At 73.5% G+C, this 15,817-nt stretch carries 12 protein-coding genes; 2 read left to right on the plus strand and 10 right to left on the minus strand.

The window, feature by feature from the left end; genetic code table 11:
- Positions 1-79 precede the first annotated feature (79 nt).
- Positions 80-2,899: an aconitate hydratase gene (locus PSED_RS17005; protein WP_013675487.1), complete on the plus strand. Its 2,820-nt coding sequence runs from the start codon at positions 80-82 to the stop codon at positions 2,897-2,899.
- Between the two features lie 841 nt (positions 2,900-3,740).
- On the opposite strand, the gene gcvT is transcribed toward PSED_RS17005, so the two are convergent.
- From gcvT to egtA, 6 genes are all read right to left on the minus strand, one after another.
- Positions 3,741-4,850 carry a glycine cleavage system aminomethyltransferase GcvT gene (gene gcvT / locus PSED_RS17010; protein ID WP_013675488.1) on the minus strand — a complete coding sequence of 370 codons (1,110 nt, stop codon included), beginning with the start codon at positions 4,848-4,850 and terminating at the stop codon, positions 3,741-3,743.
- A gap of 122 nt (positions 4,851-4,972) precedes the next feature.
- Positions 4,973-5,449 (minus strand): cupin domain-containing protein, encoded by a 477-nt coding sequence (locus PSED_RS17015; RefSeq protein WP_013675489.1) that lies wholly within the window; start codon positions 5,447-5,449, stop codon positions 4,973-4,975.
- A gap of 96 nt (positions 5,450-5,545) precedes the next feature.
- Complete coding sequence (gene egtD, locus PSED_RS17020) at positions 5,546-6,538, minus strand: L-histidine N(alpha)-methyltransferase (RefSeq protein WP_013675490.1); 993 nt, start codon at positions 6,536-6,538, stop codon at positions 5,546-5,548.
- A 7-nt stretch (positions 6,539-6,545) separates the two neighbouring features.
- Positions 6,546-7,361 carry an ergothioneine biosynthesis protein EgtC gene (egtC, locus tag PSED_RS17025; RefSeq protein ID WP_013675491.1) on the minus strand — a complete coding sequence of 272 codons (816 nt, stop codon included), beginning with the start codon at positions 7,359-7,361 and terminating at the stop codon, positions 6,546-6,548.
- Between the two features lie 4 nt (positions 7,362-7,365).
- Positions 7,366-8,772 (minus strand): ergothioneine biosynthesis protein EgtB, encoded by a 1,407-nt coding sequence (gene egtB / locus PSED_RS17030; RefSeq protein WP_013675492.1) that lies wholly within the window; start codon positions 8,770-8,772, stop codon positions 7,366-7,368.
- Positions 8,769-10,148 carry an ergothioneine biosynthesis glutamate--cysteine ligase EgtA gene (egtA, locus tag PSED_RS17035; protein WP_158511319.1) on the minus strand — a complete coding sequence of 460 codons (1,380 nt, stop codon included), beginning with the start codon at positions 10,146-10,148 and terminating at the stop codon, positions 8,769-8,771. Before egtA ends, egtB begins: the two co-directional genes overlap by 4 nt.
- A 108-nt stretch (positions 10,149-10,256) precedes the next feature.
- Here egtA and PSED_RS17040 point away from each other — a divergent pair, with 108 nt between their 5' ends.
- On the plus strand, positions 10,257-10,859 hold the full coding sequence (locus PSED_RS17040; RefSeq protein WP_013675494.1) for a TetR/AcrR family transcriptional regulator: 603 nt from the start codon (positions 10,257-10,259) through the stop codon (positions 10,857-10,859).
- A 173-nt stretch (positions 10,860-11,032) separates the two neighbouring features.
- Here the strand turns inward: PSED_RS17040 and PSED_RS17045 are convergent, their stop codons facing one another.
- The 4 genes from PSED_RS17045 to PSED_RS17060 form a co-directional block, all read right to left on the minus strand.
- Complete coding sequence (locus tag PSED_RS17045) at positions 11,033-12,475, minus strand: MFS transporter (protein WP_013675495.1); 1,443 nt, start codon at positions 12,473-12,475, stop codon at positions 11,033-11,035.
- A gap of 251 nt (positions 12,476-12,726) precedes the next feature.
- Positions 12,727-13,536: an enoyl-CoA hydratase/isomerase family protein gene (locus PSED_RS17050; RefSeq protein WP_041759757.1), complete on the minus strand. Its 810-nt coding sequence runs from the start codon at positions 13,534-13,536 to the stop codon at positions 12,727-12,729.
- A 182-nt stretch (positions 13,537-13,718) separates the two neighbouring features.
- Positions 13,719-13,928, minus strand: coding sequence for a helix-turn-helix domain-containing protein (locus PSED_RS17055; protein WP_013675497.1), 210 nt, complete (start codon positions 13,926-13,928; stop codon positions 13,719-13,721).
- Between the two features lie 238 nt (positions 13,929-14,166).
- The gene (locus tag PSED_RS17060) at positions 14,167-15,792 is read right to left on the minus strand and encodes an ABC-F family ATP-binding cassette domain-containing protein (RefSeq protein ID WP_013675498.1); all 1,626 of its coding nucleotides are present in this window, start codon (positions 15,790-15,792) and stop codon (positions 14,167-14,169) included.
- Positions 15,793-15,817 lie beyond the last annotated feature (25 nt).

Raw genomic sequence — 15,817 nt, forward strand, 5'->3', positions numbered from 1 at the left:
GGCCTGCCGGCTACCCGCGGCGGAGCCCGACACGCGCCGCACAGCGCGCCCACCACGCACGCCAGGAGGTAGAGCCATCGTGGCCAGCACCGACAGCTTCGGAGCCAGGGGAACGCTCGACGTCGGCGAGAACCAGTACGAGATCTTCCGGCTGGCGGCCGTCGAGGGCGCCGAGAAGCTTCCGTACAGCCTCAAGGTGCTGCTGGAGAACCTCCTGCGCACCGAGGACGGTGCCAACGTCACGGCCGACCACATCCGCGCGCTCGCCGCGTGGGACCCGGCGGCCGACCCCGACACCGAGATCCAGTTCACGCCCGCCCGCGTGATCATGCAGGACTTCACCGGTGTCCCCTGCGTCGTCGACCTCGCGACCATGCGCGAGGCCGTGACCGAGATGGGCGGCGACCCCGCCAAGGTCAACCCGCTCGCTCCCGCCGAGCTCGTCATCGACCACTCGGTGATGATCGACTTCTTTGGCACCGCCGACGCGTTCGAGAAGAACATCGAGTTCGAGTACGGCCGCAACCAGGAGCGCTACCAGTTCCTGCGTTGGGGCCAGGGCGCCTTCGACGAGTTCAAGGTCGTCCCCCCGGGCACCGGCATCGTGCACCAGGTCAACATCGAGCACCTCGCGCGCACCGTCATGGCCCGCAACGGCCAGGCCTACCCCGACACGCTGGTCGGGACCGACTCGCACACCACGATGGTGAACGGCCTCGGCGTGCTGGGCTGGGGCGTCGGCGGCATCGAGGCCGAGGCCGCGATGCTCGGCCAGCCGGTCTCGATGCTCATCCCGAAGGTGCTCGGCTTCAAGCTGACCGGCGAGATCCCCGCGGGCGTCACCGCGACCGACGTCGTCCTCACGATCACCGAGATGCTGCGCCGGCAGGGCGTCGTCGGCAAGTTCGTGGAGTTCTACGGCGCCGGCGTCTCGGCCGTCCCGCTGGCCAACCGCGCCACCATCGGCAACATGAGCCCGGAGTTCGGCTCGACCGCGGCGATCTTCCCGATCGACGACGAGACCGTCCGCTACCTCAAGCTGACCGGCCGCTCGGCCGAGCAGATCGCGCTCGTCGAGGCCTACGCCAAGGAACAGGGCCTGTGGCACGACCCGGCGGCCGAGCCGGTCTTCTCCGAGACCCTCGAGCTCGACCTGTCGACGGTCGTCCCCTCGATCTCCGGCCCGAAGCGGCCCCAGGACCGCATCGAGCTCACCGCGGCCAAGGCCGCCTTCCGCGCGGCGGTCCAGGACTACACCGACGACGCCGTCGTCGAACCGCTCTCGGGTGTCGACGAGTCCTCCGACGAGTCCTTCCCCGCCAGCGACGCGCCGGCGACGTCCACCCACGGCCACGAGGCAGCCCCGGTCGTGTTCTCCGCGGCCGACGGCTGCGAGGGCCGGCCGTCCAAGCCGACCACGGTGACCTCGGCCTCCCGCGGGGAGTTCGTGCTCGACCACGGCGCCGTCGTGATCGCCTCGATCACCTCCTGCACCAACACCTCGAACCCCTCGGTGATGCTCGGCGCGGCCCTGTTGGCACGCAACGCCGTCGAGAAGGGCCTGACCGTCAAGCCCTGGGTGAAGACGTCGATGGCGCCCGGCTCGCAGGTCGTCACGGACTACTACGAGAAGGCCGGCCTCTGGCCGTACCTGGACAAGCTGGGCTACAACCTCGTCGGCTACGGCTGCACCACCTGCATCGGCAACTCCGGCCCGCTCCCCGAGGAGATCTCGGCGGCGGTCAACGAGGCCGACCTCAGCGTCGTCTCCGTGCTGTCGGGCAACCGCAACTTCGAGGGCCGGATCAACCCGGACGTCAAGATGAACTACCTGGCGTCCCCGCCGCTGGTCATCGCCTACGCCCTCGCCGGCACCATGGACTTCGACTTCGAGACCCAGCCGCTGGGCAAGGACGGCGACGGCAAGGATGTCTTCCTCGCCGACATCTGGCCCTCGACCGAGGACGTCAACGCCGTCATGGACGCCGCGATCGACGAGGAGATGTTCGCCAAGAGCTACTCCGACGTCTTCCGCGGCGACGAGCGCTGGCGCTCGCTGCCGACCCCCGAGGGCCAGACCTTCGCGTGGGACCCGGCGTCGACCTACGTGCGCAAGCCCCCGTACTTCGAGGGCATGACGACCGAGCCGGCGCCGGTGCAGGACATCACCGGCGCGCGGGTCCTCGCGCTGCTGGGCGACTCCGTCACCACCGACCACATCTCCCCCGCCGGGTCGATCAAGCCCGGTACCCCGGCCGCGCAGTACCTCGACGAGAACGGCGTGGACAAGAAGGACTACAACTCCTTCGGCTCGCGGCGCGGCAACCACGAGGTGATGATCCGCGGCACGTTCGCCAACATCCGGCTGCGCAACCAGCTGCTGGACGCCATCGTCGACGGCGGGGTCTCCGGCGGCTACACCCGGGACTTCACCCAGGACGGCGGCCCGCAGGCATTCATCTACGACGCCGCGCAGAACTACGCGGCCGCGGGCACCCCGCTCGTCGTGCTGGGCGGCAAGGAGTACGGCTCGGGCTCGTCGCGTGACTGGGCGGCCAAGGGCACCGCGCTGCTGGGCGTGAAGGCCGTCATCGTCGAGTCGTTCGAGCGCATCCACCGCTCGAACCTGATCGGCATGGGCGTCATCCCGCTGCAGTTCCAGCAGGGCGAGTCGGCGGCGTCGCTGGGCCTGGACGGCACGGAGACCTTCGACATCGCGGGCATCACGGCGCTGAACGACGGCACCACCCCGCGCACGCTCACGGTCACCGCGACCAAGGAGGACGGCTCGACCATCGAGTTCGACGCCGTCGTCCGCATCGACACCCCCGGCGAGGCGGACTACTACCGCAACGGCGGCATCCTGCAGTACGTGCTGCGCGGCATGCTCGCCGGCTGATCCGACCCACCTTCTGACGGGGGCGGCTCCCACGGGGGCCGCCCCCGTCGTCGTGGCTGGTTTTTCCTTTGAGATCAGTCTCCCCGGTCCCAAGATCGTTTTCGGTGCGTCAATGATTGGTTTACACGTGGAGAGGCACCTGCGTCCCCACCATGACCTCCTCCCGCCGCAACCTCACCGCTTCCGCCGGCCGATCCGGCAGCAGTGGGGTTGCGGCCAACCCGCCGGCCGCAACCCCACTGCTCTTGGGCGGGCGTACGACGACCCTGAGGTTGCGGCCGCACTTGCGGAGGAGCAGAACGTCGCCGCGACGGGTGGCATTCCCCGGACCCGGCGCTGGGTCGGACGCGCCGTTCGTCTCCGTCGATGTCCGCCCGGGTCGATGTCCGCCCGGGTCGATCTCCGCCCGCCCGGTACGCGGCACGGTGCCGCCACTCACAGGAGCTGTTCGGGGGTGCCGGCACTGGCCGGGATCGATGTCCCGCTGCCGGTCGGCGCCGGCGGACAGCCAGCGGCGCGCTGCGCGCTCCCTCCACGAGTTCCGCGGCAGGGGCGGTTCGTCGCGGTCTCCAGAGTCTGAGCTTCGCGCCGGCGACGAGCAGGTAGGGCGGGTCGGACCGGCCGGTGGTACCTCACCCTCGCACGGAGTCGGCGGGGTGCCGAGGAGCCCGGAGCCGGGTCGACCAGACAGGCAGGAACCTGCCCGCTCCCCCGTGCCGCGTCAGTCGGGCGCGGTGCCGGCAGGGTCCTCGAGGGCCAACCGGTTCGCGCGTTGTGTCAATGAATCGTTTACCAGAGAGAAGGGGCGAGCCCGGCTCCCACCGGGACAGAGTCGGCCGCGTCAGCGCCGGTAGAACGGCAGCTCCGTCACGGTGTACGGCTGCCGCCGGCCCCGGACGTCCAGCTCGACCGCCGTACCGGGCGCGGCCAGCGCGGCGTCGACGTAGGCCAGCGCGATCGGGACTCCGAGCGTCGGCGACAGGACGCCGGAGGTCACCTCCCCCACCAGCGATCCGTCGGCGTCGAGGACCGCGGCGCCGGCCCGGCCCGCCCGGCGTCCCTCCCCCGTCAGCCCGACCAGGACCCGGGCCGGCTCGGACTCGGCCCGGGCGGCGAGCGCATCGCGTCCGACGAACTCCTTGTCGAGCGCGACCACACGGCGCAGCCCGGCCGCGAACGGGTCGGTGTCGACCGTGAGCTCGTGACCGTAGAGCGCCATCCCGGCCTCCAGGCGCAGCGTGTCCCGGCAGGCCAGCCCGGCCGGCTGGAGGTCGTGCGGCCGGCCGGCATCGAGCAGGACCCGCCAGAGCGCGGGTGCGTCGGCGCCGGGCACGTACAGCTCGAAGCCGTCCTCGCCCGTGTACCCGGTGCGCGCCAGCAGGATCTCGATCCCGGCCACGGCAGCCGGCGTGGCCGCGTAGTAGCGGAGCTCGTCGACGACGGCCGGGTCCGGGACGAGGCCGCGGACGATCTCGGCCGCCCGCGGGCCCTGGACGGCGACGAGCGCCGTGTCGGCCGACCGGTCACGGACCCGGACGTCGAAACCCTCGGCACGGCGGGCGAGCTCGGTGGCGTCGGCGCCGGCGTTGGCCGCGTTCACGACGACCAGGAACCGCTCCTCGGCGAGCCGGTACACAACGAGGTCGTCGAGCACGCCGCCGTCGTCGGCGCACAGCAGCGAGTACTTCGCCCGGCCGACGCGCATCGCCGACATCGCCCCGGTGAGCGCGTGGTCGAGCGCGGCCCCCGCCTGCGGGCCCTCGAACTCGACCTCGCCCATGTGCGACAGGTCGAACAGCCCGGCCGCGGTCCGGACGGCGTGGTGCTCGGCGAGGTCGCTGCCGTAGCGAACGGGCATGCGCCAGCCGGCGAAGTCGGTGAACGTCGCCCCGAGCGCCTCGTGCTCGGCGTCGAGCGGGGTACGGACGAGATGATCGTGTGCGGCGGTCATGCGGAGCTCCGGTGGGTGGTGCGACGCGGGATCACACGGCGCGGGCGCGGTCGGCGGCGCCGGGTCGTCGGCGCGCGGGGTCGGCGTGTCGCGGTCGGGGATTCGCGGTCGGGAGTTGGCGGTCAGGGGTGCGGGTGCCCCGGGTCGACCCACGGCACCTCGACGGGATCGGCGACGCCCTCGATGTCGAGGTTCACCACGACCGGCTCCTGCCCGCTGCGGGTGAGCACGCACTCGAGCGGCTCGTCGTCGAGCGCGTTGATCTCCTGGTGGGGCACGTACGGCGGCACGAAGATGAACGAGCCGGGACCCGCCTCCGCCGTGTACTCGAGGTTCTCCCCCCAGCGCATGCGTGCCTTGCCCCGGATCACGTAGATGACGCTCTCCAGCTCACCGTGATGGTGCGCGCCGGTCTTGGCGCCCGCGTGGATGGTCACCGTGCCGGCCCACAGCTTCTGCGCGCCGACCCGGGCGTGGTCGATCGCCGCGGCCCGGTTCATGCCCGGGGTCTGCGGCGTGTTGGTGTCCAGCGCGTCGCCGGGGACGACCCGCACGCCGTCGGTGCGCCAGTCGTGGGAGTGCTCGTCGGCCGTGCTCATGCGGAGGAGCCTAGTGACGCGGCCGGTCACCACGCACCGGCCGGAGCGGGAGCGCCGGGGACGCGGCCCCCGGCGCTCCGGTCCACGGTCGACGGGTCACCGCACGGGTTCGCCGGGCCGGACGGCCGTCGCAAGGCTCAGGCCGAAGCGGTCGAGCGGATCGGCCCACCAGCGGGTCAGCTCGAAGCCCGCGCCGGCCAGCATCTCCCGGACCCCGTTGCGGCGGAACTTCGCCGAGACCTCGGTGCACAGCTCCTCGCCCTCGGCGAAGCGCACCGTGAGACCGAGCTCGCGGACGTGCACCGTCATCGCCCGCTGCGCCCGCAGCCGCATCTCGATCCACTCGTTCTCCGCGTCCCACAGGGCCACGTGGTCGAACGCCTCGGGCTCGAAGTCGGCCCCCAGCTCCCGGTTGAGCACGTGCAGGACGTTGCGGTTGAACTCCGCGGTGACGCCGGCGGCGTCGTCGTAGGCCGGGACGACGACCTCGGGTGCGACGACCAGCCCGGTCCCCAGCAGCAGCTGCTCCCCCGGCTCCAGCACCGACCGCACGTGCGCGAGGAACTGCGCCCGTGCCGCGGGCAGCAGGTTGCCGATCGTGCCGCCGAGGAACGCGATCATCCGGCGGCCACCGCCGGGCAACCGGCCGAGGTCGCGGGTGAAGTCGCCGACGACGCCCCGCAGCTCCAGTCCCGGGTACTCCTCGGTGAGCTGGTCGAGCGCGCCGCGCAGGGCCGCCTCGCTGACGTCCTGCGGGACGTAGCGGCGCAGCGTCCCGGCGCGGGCGAACGCGTCGAGCAGCAGCCGGGTCTTGGCCGACGAGCCCGACCCGAGCTCGACGATCGTGTCGGCGCCCGACGCCGCGGCGATCTCGTCGACGCTCGACTCCAGCAGGGCCCGCTCGGTGCGGGTCGGGTAGTACTCGGGCAGCTCGGTGATCCGCTCGAACAGCTCGCTGCCGCGGGCGTCGTAGAACCACTTGGGCGGCAGGACCTTCGGCTCGGACGTGAGGCCCCTGGCCACGTCGGCGCGCAGGGCGGCTGCGGCGTCGGCGTCGGTCAGGTGGACGTCGAGCTGGACGACAGACATCGGACTCCTATCCGATCACCGGCGACGGCCCGGATCCCGCCGTCGCCGACGTCGCGCCCACGGTCGTGAGCGCGTCGAGGTGGTACCGGCCAGGTACGGCCCGTACGAGGTGCCGGTCGGGCACGGGGGCCCAGCCGGGGAGGTCGTCGAACGGCTCGGAGACGACGGTGACCGCGGCCGCGGCGGTCCCCGCGGCGGGCAGCACGCGCACGGACAGCGCGTGGTCCCACGCGGTCGCCCAGATCGCCGAGCCGTCGGTGAGCAGGAGGTTGAGCCGCGACCCGGGGGCGACGGCCGCGATCTCGGCGACGGTGGCGGCCAGCGCGTCGCCCGGGTCACGGCCCGCACGCAGCCGGTCGCGCACCAGCGCCCAGAGCAGGGCCGAGTCGGTGGGCGCGTCGAGGGTGAGCAGGTCGGTGACCGGAAGCCGTGCCGCGACGCCCGCCACCGACGCGGGCCATCCGCGGACGACACCGTTGTGGCTGAACAGCCAGCGACCCTCCGTGAACGGTGCCGCCGCGGTGCTCACCACCGGCATGCCCGTCGTCGCGGACCGCACGGCGGCCAGCACCGCGGCCGAACGCGTCGCCCCGGCCAGCGCGGCGAACGACGTGTCCGACCACATCGGCCGGTCGCTGCGGTAGCGGACCGGCGGCGCCCCCGAACCCGGGTACCAGCCGGCCCCGAACCCGTCGGCGTTGACGGTGCCGCCGCCACGCATGTCGCGCGGCGCCCACGACTGCCGCAGCAGCGCGTGCGACGGCTCCGTGAGCAGTGTCGACAGCGTCACCGGCGGGCCGAGGTACGCGAGATGGCGGCACACGCCGTCATCGACCCCCGGTCGGCACGCCGGACGACTCCGCCGCCTCGGCCGCCGACGCGTCGCGCGCGCAGCGGAACCCGGAGAAGATCTGGCGGCGGATCGGGTGGTCCCAGTTGCGGAACGTCGCCCGGACCGCCGACGGGTCCGTGCCGAACGACCCGCCGCGCAGCACCTTGTAGTCGCCGCCGAAGAACACCTGCGAGTACTCGGGGTACGGGAACATCTCGAATCCCGGGTAGGGCTCCCAGCCGCTGTCGCACCACTCCCAGACGTCGCCCAGCATCTGATGCACGCCCAGCGCCGACACCCCTGCCGGGTAGGCGCCGAGCGGCGCCGGCTGCAGGTGCCGCTGCCCGAGGTTGGCGTGGCCGGCACCGGGCTCCTCGTCGCCCCACGGGTAGCGCCGGGAGCGCCCGGTGGCGGGGTCGTGGCGGGCCGCCTTCTCCCATTCCGCCTCCGTGGGCAGGCGCTTGCCCACCCAGGCGGCGTAGGCCGCGGCCTCGTGGAAGCAGACGTGCACGACGGGCTCGTCGGCCGGCACCGGCTCGACGACGCCGAACCGGCGCCGCCACCACGTTCCCGACGCGTCGCGCTCCCAGAACTGCGGCGCCCGCAGGTCCGCCTCGACCCGGTGTGCCCAACCGCGTGCGCTCCACCAGCGCGGGTCGTCGTACCCGCCGGCCTCGACGAACGCGGTGTACTCGGCGTTGGTGACCGGGTAGGTGTCGATGACGAACGCCGGCAGGTCGACGGTGTGCGCGGGCCGCTCGTTGTCGAGCGCCCACGGTTCGGTCGACGTGCCCTGCACGAACGGGCCCGCCGGGACGAGGACCTCGCGCGCCCCGAGCCGCGCCGGGCCCGGGCCGGGCGGCGGGGGCTCGGCGTGCAGCACGGGCGCGCCCGCGCGCAGCTGGTGGGTGGCGAGCATGGTCTCGTCGTGCTGCTGCTCGTGCTGGACGATCATCCCGAACGCGAAACCGTGCTCGACGAGCCGGCGCCCGCGCAGCGGGGTCGATCCGAGCGCGTCGAGCGCCTTGTCGCGCACCTCGGCGACGTAGGCCCGCGCCTCCGGCGGGGTGAGCAGCGGCAGGTCCACGCGGCTCGCGCGGCTGTGCTGGAACGCGTCGTAGAGCCCGTCGATCTCCGGGCGCAGCGGCTCGCGGCCGCCGACGTCGCGGACCAGCCAGAGCTCCTCCTGGCTGCCGATGTGCGCGAGGTCCCAGACCAGCGGCGACATCAGCGGTGAGTGCTGCGCGACGAGGTCGGCCTCGTCGACGGCGTCGGTGAGCGCGATGCTGCGCGTGCGGGAGCGCTCGAGCAGCCGCACCACCCGGTCGCGGACGGCCGCCTCGCTCTCGGTCGCGTCGCCGTCGGGCGCAGCGGGATCGGTGACGGTCGGCACCTCGGTCACGACGGGTCTCCTTCCGGGACGGCGGTGGACAGGGCGGCCGGCGCCACCACGCTGGTGAGCAGCGGCCACTCGTCACCGGTGTCGACGACGGGTTGCGGGCGCAGCCGTTCCTCGTCGAGCAGGTCGTCGGCCGGGCACCGGCCCCGCAGGACACGTCGCGCGGTCATGTCCTCGAGCGCGGTCACGACGTCGGCCGGGGCGCCCACCTCGCGCGCCGCGGCGCAGGCGAGCTCGAACACGGACCCGGCCGCCGCGGCCAACGCCGGGTCGGCGAGGGCACAGCGGGCCGCCTCGATCCAGCGGTCGGCGACGGGCCGGCTCAGCTCGAGCGCGCGCTCGGTGACCTCGCGCCGCGACAGCAGGGCGACCAGCACGGCGATGGGCAGGGCCCAGCCGGAACCGGCCTGCCCGTCGACGTAGCGGACCTCGAGGAAGCCGTGCGCCCGCACCGGCGGGAACAGCGTCGACACGTGGTAGTCGAGATCGGCCGTCGTCGGCGCGGTGGGCAACGCGCCCGCGATCCAGTCGGCGAACGTGACGCCGGGCGGCGCGTCCCACGGCCCGTCGTCGCGGCGCACGCACAGCAGCGGGGTGCCGAGCACCCGGGCGGCCCAGTCGGTGACCGGGTCGGCCGAGCGCGGGCGCGGCGGGGTCGTCCGCGTCGGGTCGGCGGAGAGCCAGCAGGCCATCCGCGACGACTTCCAGCCGGTCCGGCGCCCCGCGAGCACGGGCGAGTTCGCGAAGGCCGCCAGCAGCACCGGTCCGAGGGCGTGCAGGGCCTCCCAGCGCAGCGGCAGGTCGGCGGCCGTCCCGACGTCGAGACACACCTGGACGGCCGTCGTCGAGCACATCCCGCTGCGGCCGTGCGGACCGCGGCGGTCGAAGGCGCGTTCCATCGCGGCGTAGCGCGGATGGTCGAGGATCCGCGTCGGCGGCCGGAGCGGGTCGGTGGCCCGCGGCTGGACGACGAGACCGCAGGCCGCGAGGCGGCGGTGGAGCTCCGCGGCGTCGGCGGCGGTGACGCGGACGAGCGAGTCCAGATCGGCGAGCGGCGGGCTGGCCAGCTCGACCTGGCCGCCGGGCTCGACCGTCACGGTCGATCCGTGCGGGAGCGGTTGGGCCGGGGAGGACGGGACGAGGGTGGTGGGGGCGTGCGGGCCGAGGGCCGAAGCCAGGCGCGCGCGGTCCGGCGGTGCCCCGGGGGCGGTGCCGGAGTGGACGAGCCATTCGAGCTCGACACCCTGCAGCCGCGGTGGGCCGTGCTTGAAACATACCGACGCCACGTACGCCTCCGCCTCCGACAGGCTGCGAAGCTGCCGCGCCGCCGCCGGCGTGTGCGACGGCGAGGACGCCGCGACTTCCACCTCGTGGACCACGGCGGAAACGGTACCCGCGGGGACCGACAGTTGCAGATGACCGAACAATGACGATCATGTGGCCGGCATCGGCTCCCCTGCAATCCGTACGTACGGAATACTGGAGGCGTGCCCCGCGTCAGCTCCGACCAGCTCGAGGCGCGCCGCCGTCAGATCCTCGACGGGGCGCGCGAGTGCTTCGCCCGCCACGGCTACGAGGGGGCGACGGTCCGGCGGCTGGAGCAGACGACCGGGCTCTCGCGTGGCGCGATCTTCCACTACTTCCGCGACAAGCAGGCGTTGTTCCTCGCGATCGCCGAGCAGGACGCCCGCGTGATGGCGGCGGTGGTGGCCGAGCAGGGGCTCGTGCAGGTCATGCGGGAGCTGCTGTCCTCGCCCGACAGCCGCCCTGCCGGCTGGACGGGGACATATCTCGAGATGGCCCGCAAGGCGCGCACCGACGAGGCGTTCCGCGGGCACTGGCAGGCCTACTCCGCCGAGCTCACGACGGCGACCCGCAACCGGCTGGAGCGCCAGGCCGCGTCCGGTGCGCTGCGCGCGGACGTCGACCTCACCGTGCTCACCCAGTACCTGGAGCTCGTGCTCGAGGGCCTGGTGTCGCACCTGGCGATGGGCCTGCCGGCCGGTCATCTCGCGAGCGTGCTCGACGTCGTCGAGCAGTCGGTGCGCCGCACCACCGCTCCGGTGGACGGCGCGGGCGCGGTGGGCTGAGCCGCCGCGCCGTCCGGCCGCGGCGCCGCCCGCTGCGGGACGAGGCCGGACGAGCCGCCCCACCCGATCGGCGGTGCTGTCACGGACCGGTCACGGCGGGTTGACCCGGGTCACTCCGGCTGCGAACGTGAGCACCGTCCGCTGGGTGCAACGGCGCACCCGGTGGGCGCGAATCAGGCCGCGGCAGGCTGCCGGCCCACCTCGTCGGCGATCCGGGTCGCCGCGCGCTCGTCGGCGCGCCGTCCCCATCGGCTCGTGCACACCACCCCGAGGACGGCGACGGCGATCCCGCACACCGTCACCACGACCCACGCCGTGTGGCTCGCCTCCGCCAGCCCGACCGCGCCGGGGCCCGTCGTCCGCGAGGTGACGATCGCGCCCAGCACCGCCACACCCAGCGCCGATCCGACCTGCCGGCACGTCGAGGCGACCGCGGCCGCCACCCCGGCCTGGCTGACCGGCATCCCGGAGACGGTGGCGTTGGTGATCGGGGCGTTGACCATGCCCGAGCCGATCCCGAACACGACGTAGGCGACCAGCAGCAGGCCCAGCGACGTCGTCTCGGTCAGCCCCGTCAGCAGCGCGCCGCCGGTGGCGAGCCCGAGACCGCCCACGATCAGCGGAATCCGCGGGCCCCGGGTGCCGACCAGCCGTGCCGACAGTGGTGGCAGCAGCGCGACCGCAGCGGCCATGGGCAACGTCAGGAGCCCCGCGTGCAGGGCGCTGTAGCCGCGGGTCGTCTGCAGGTAGAGGGCGTTGAGGAAGAGGAACCCGGCCAGCGCGGCGAACGCGGCGATCGCGATGACGGTGGCCGCGCTGAACGAGACGCTGCGGAAGAACCGCGGATCGAGCAGCGGCTCGCGGCGGCGCAGCTCGACGGGCACGAGCACCGCCAGCGCGACGACCGCGACCGCGGCGGACCCGAGGATCCACGGCGACCCGATGCCACGCACCGGCGCCTCGATGATCGCGAAGGTGACGCCTGCGAGCAGCAGGACGACCAGCACCTGGCCGATCGGGTCGATGCGGCGCGGTCGCTCGGCCCGCGACTCGGGCACGAACCGCGCCGCGAGCACGACGACGACCAGCGTCACCGGCACGTTCACCCAGAAGATCGACCGCCATCCGACGGCGTCGACGAGCACCCCGCCCAGCAGTGGGCCGAGCGCCATGCTGATCCCGGCGACGCTCCCCCACGCCCCGATCGCCTTGGCCCGGGCCCGCCGTTCGGTGAAGACGTTCGTGATGATCGACATGGCGACGGGGTTGAGCATGGAGCCGCCGACGGCCTGCAGCATCCGGAAGGCGATGAGCGACCCGGTGTTCGGGGCGAGGCTGCACAGCAGCGAACCGAGACCGAACAGCATCAGACCGGTCTGGAACACCCGACGACGGCCGATCCGGTCCCCGGTCGAGCCCGCGAGCATGAGCCGGCTCGCCAGCACGAGCAGGTACGCGTCGACGACCCACTGCAGACTGCTCACCGAGGAGCCCAGATCGCGCGAGATGGCCGGCAGCGCGACGTTGACGATCGTGTTGTCGAGGCTGACGACGAAGAGACTGGAACAGCAGATCGCGAGGATCACCGAGCGCGTCCGCGCCGTCATCTCCGGCATCCCGCTCCGTTCGTCGTGGCGTACCGAACAGTTAGCACGCTACAACTAATTGGCGACCGGATCCCGGCCGGGACGACGAGATCGTCGACACGCTGCGGCCCCGGGGACCGCGCGACCGCCCCTGGACACCGACGGCGGCGAGGGACGGCGACGGTCGGGCTCGCGCCGGCCCGTCGCCACTCACGACCGTGTCGCCGACGGCCACCGGGTGCCGCGACGCCACGCTCCCGGCCGCGACGCCACGCCCGATGTCAGTCGCCGGCGGCCAGGGCCCGCAGCCGGCGCAGCTGGGCGGCCCGCTCCGCGGCGAGCGCCCCGGCGGGATCGACGCCGTCGGCCACCCCGGCCAGCAGGGCGAGCGTCTCCCGGGCGGCGCCCGCGGGTGCGGACGTGAGGGCGGTGACCGCGGTGTCGGTCGCCGCGTCGAGCTGGTCGACGGGGACGACCTGCTGCACCAGGCCGATGGCCAGGGCCTCCTCCGCGCCGATCCGCCTGCCCGTGAGGCAGATGTCCACGGCCCGCGCGTACCCGACCGCGCGGACCAGCGGGAACGTCCCGCCCAGGTCGGGCACGATGCCCAGCGCCGGCTCGGCCATGCAGAACTGCGCGTCCTCCGCCGCGATCCGGATGTCGCAGGCGAGTGCGAGCTGGAAGCCGCCGCCGATGGCGTGCCCCTGCACGGCCGCGACGGTCACCCGCGCCGGGTCGCGCAGCCACACGAACCCGGCCTGGAACGCGGCGATGGCCTCGTCGCCGTCGGCGTCGGAGAGGCCGGCGATCGTGCCGACGCCGGGGTGGCCGTCGATCCCCTCGGGGGTGAACATCCGCCTGTCGAGCCCGGCGGAGAATGCCCGCCCGGCCCCGCGCACGACGACCGCGCGCACCTCCGCGGGCAGGCCCTCGCCGATGGCGGCGAGGGCCTGCCACGTGTCCGGGGTCTGCGCGTTGAGCCGGTCCGGCCGGTCGAGGGTCACCGTCGCCCGCACGCCGTCGACCGTGAGGACGACCCCGCCACGCGACAGCAGGTCCGCGTCGACCGCGGGAGCCGGTCCGTCGGTCACAGGGTCCACCGAGTGCGCAGAGGTCACCGAGTCCGCCTTTCGTCCAGGGCGGGCGGGCCGAGCGCCCGTCCCGGTGGCCGACGCTACCCGGTCGTCTCCGGGTGCCCCGGCGGTGCGCGTCGGACCAGGACGCGCTGCAGGGGCGGGTCGAACCGCGGGCCCGCGTCGCGGGCCGGTACCACCTACTTCTTCTTGGTGCGGGTCGCCCCGCCACGGCCGCGCAGCGTCACACCGGTCTCGCTCAGCACCCGGTGCACGAAGCCGTAGGACCGTCCCGTCTGCTCGGCCAGGGCCCGGATGCTCGCCCCCTTCTCGTACTTCTTCTTCAGGTCGGTCGCGAGTTTGTCCCGTTGTGCGCCGGTGATCCGGGCGCCCTTCTTCAGGTCGGCCACGTCATTGACCTCCTCTGCCCCGCCGCGGGCCGTCCGCGGCCCCCGAGCCCCGCTCGGCTCGCGGTGCGGCAATGATCGACCACGGGGTAGGAACGTGCCAGATGATCGACTCGATGATCGGTGAACGGTTCCCCCGAACGGATCACGCGGATGGGTGATCATCGCGGTCGGTGGCGATCGGACGCGGTCATCCGGGTGTCGCGGTCCCGAACGACCACGGACGGGGGGCTCGCGAGGGTCAGGCGAGCTGGACCAGCTCGAGGTAGTCCGCCGACCACAGGTCCTCGGTTCCGTCCGGCAGCACGATCACCTTGTCGGGGTCGAGCGCCTCCACCGCGCCGGGGTCGTGCGTCACGAGGACGACGGCGCCCGCGAACCGGCGCAGCGCGTCGAGCACCTGCTCGCGGCTGGCCGGGTCGAGGTTGTTGGTCGGTTCGTCGAGCAGCAGCACATTGGCCGAGCTCGACACGAGGCCGGCGAGGGCCAGCCTGGTCCGCTCGCCGCCCGACAGCGTCCCCGCCCGCTGCTCGAGCTGTTCGCCGGAGAACATGAACGTGCCCAGCACCGTACGCAGCTGCTGCTCGGGGGTGTCGGGTGACGCGTGCCGGATGTTCTCCCAGACCGTCGCGTCCATGTCGAGGGTGTCGTGCTCCTGCGCGAAGTAGCCGGTGCGCAACCCGTGCCCCGGGACGACCTGCCCGGCGTCGGGGACCTCGGTCCCGGCGAGCAGCCGCAGCAGCGTCGTCTTGCCCGCGCCGTTGAGGCCGAGCACGACGACCTTGGCCCCGCGGTCCACCGCGAGGTCGACGCCGGTGAACACCTCGAGCGACCCGAACGCCTTCGACAGCCCCTCCGCCGTGATCGGGGTCCGCCCGCACGGCGCGGGGTCGGGGAACCGGATCTTCGCGACCCGGTCGTTCTTCCGCTCGGGTTCGAGCCCGGCCAGCAGCTCGTCGGCGCGGCGGGCCATGTTCTTGGCCGCGACGGCCTTCGTCGCCTTGGCGCCCATCTTGAGCGCCTGGGTGTGCAGTGCCGCGGCCTTCTTCTCGGCGTTGGCGCGCTCGCGGCGGCGGCGCTTCTCGTCGGTGGCGCGCGCGTCGAGGTAGCGCTTCCAGTCCATGTTGTAGACGTCGACCTCGCCGCGGGTGGCGTCGAGGAACCACACCTTGTTGACGACGGCGGCCAGCAGGTCGGTGTCGTGGCTGATCACGACCAGCCCGCCGTCGTGCGCGGACAGGAACTGCCGCAGCCAGGTGATCGAGTCGGCGTCGAGGTGGTTGGTCGGCTCGTCGAGCAGCAGCGTCGTACCGCTGGGGGCACCGCCCCCGTCGGTCGCGGCGAACAGGATCCGGGCGAGCTCGACGCGGCGGCGCTGCCCGCCGGAGAGGGTGGCGATCGGCTGGCCGAGCACGCGTTCGGGCAGCCCGAGGTGGGCGCAGATCCGGGCCGCCTCGCTCTCGGCGGCGTACCCGCCGAGCGCGGCGAACCGCTCCTCGATGCGGCCGTACTCGCGGACGGCCTTGTCGTTCTGCGCGCCGTCGACCAGCTCGGCCATCGCGGTCTGCGCCTTCTCCATGCGGCGCAGCAGCTCGTCGAGGCCCTTCGCGGAGAGCACCCGGTCCTTCGCCGTGACCCGCAGGTCGCCCTCGCGCGGGTCCTGCGGCAGGTAGCCCACCGGGCTGTTGGCCCCGACGGTGCCGCCGTAGGGCTCGGACTCCCCTGCCAGCACCCGCATCGACGTGGTCTTGCCGGCGCCGTTGCGCCCGACGAGACCGATGCGGTCGCCCGGCTGGACGCGCAGCGTCGCCCCGGCCAGCAGGATCCGGGACCCGGCACGCAGTTCCATGTCGGTGGCGGTGATCACGAAGGAGGCTCCAGAATCCGGGGGA

This window comes from Pseudonocardia benzenivorans CB1190, from assembly GCF_000196675.2.
Lineage (GTDB): Bacteria > Actinomycetota > Actinomycetes > Mycobacteriales > Pseudonocardiaceae > Pseudonocardia > Pseudonocardia benzenivorans.

Excerpts from the sequence above, each read along its gene's own strand:
- gcvT (WP_013675488.1), bottom strand. The coding sequence starts at position 4,850 with ATGACCGCCGCACACGATCATCTCGTCCGTACCCCGCTCGACGCCGAG.
- PSED_RS17015 (WP_013675489.1), bottom strand. The coding sequence starts at position 5,449 with ATGAGCACGGCCGACGAGCACTCCCACGACTGGCGCACCGACGGCGTG.
- egtD (WP_013675490.1), bottom strand. The coding sequence starts at position 6,538 with ATGTCTGTCGTCCAGCTCGACGTCCACCTGACCGACGCCGACGCCGCA.
- PSED_RS17045 (WP_013675495.1), bottom strand. The coding sequence starts at position 12,475 with ATGCCGGAGATGACGGCGCGGACGCGCTCGGTGATCCTCGCGATCTGC.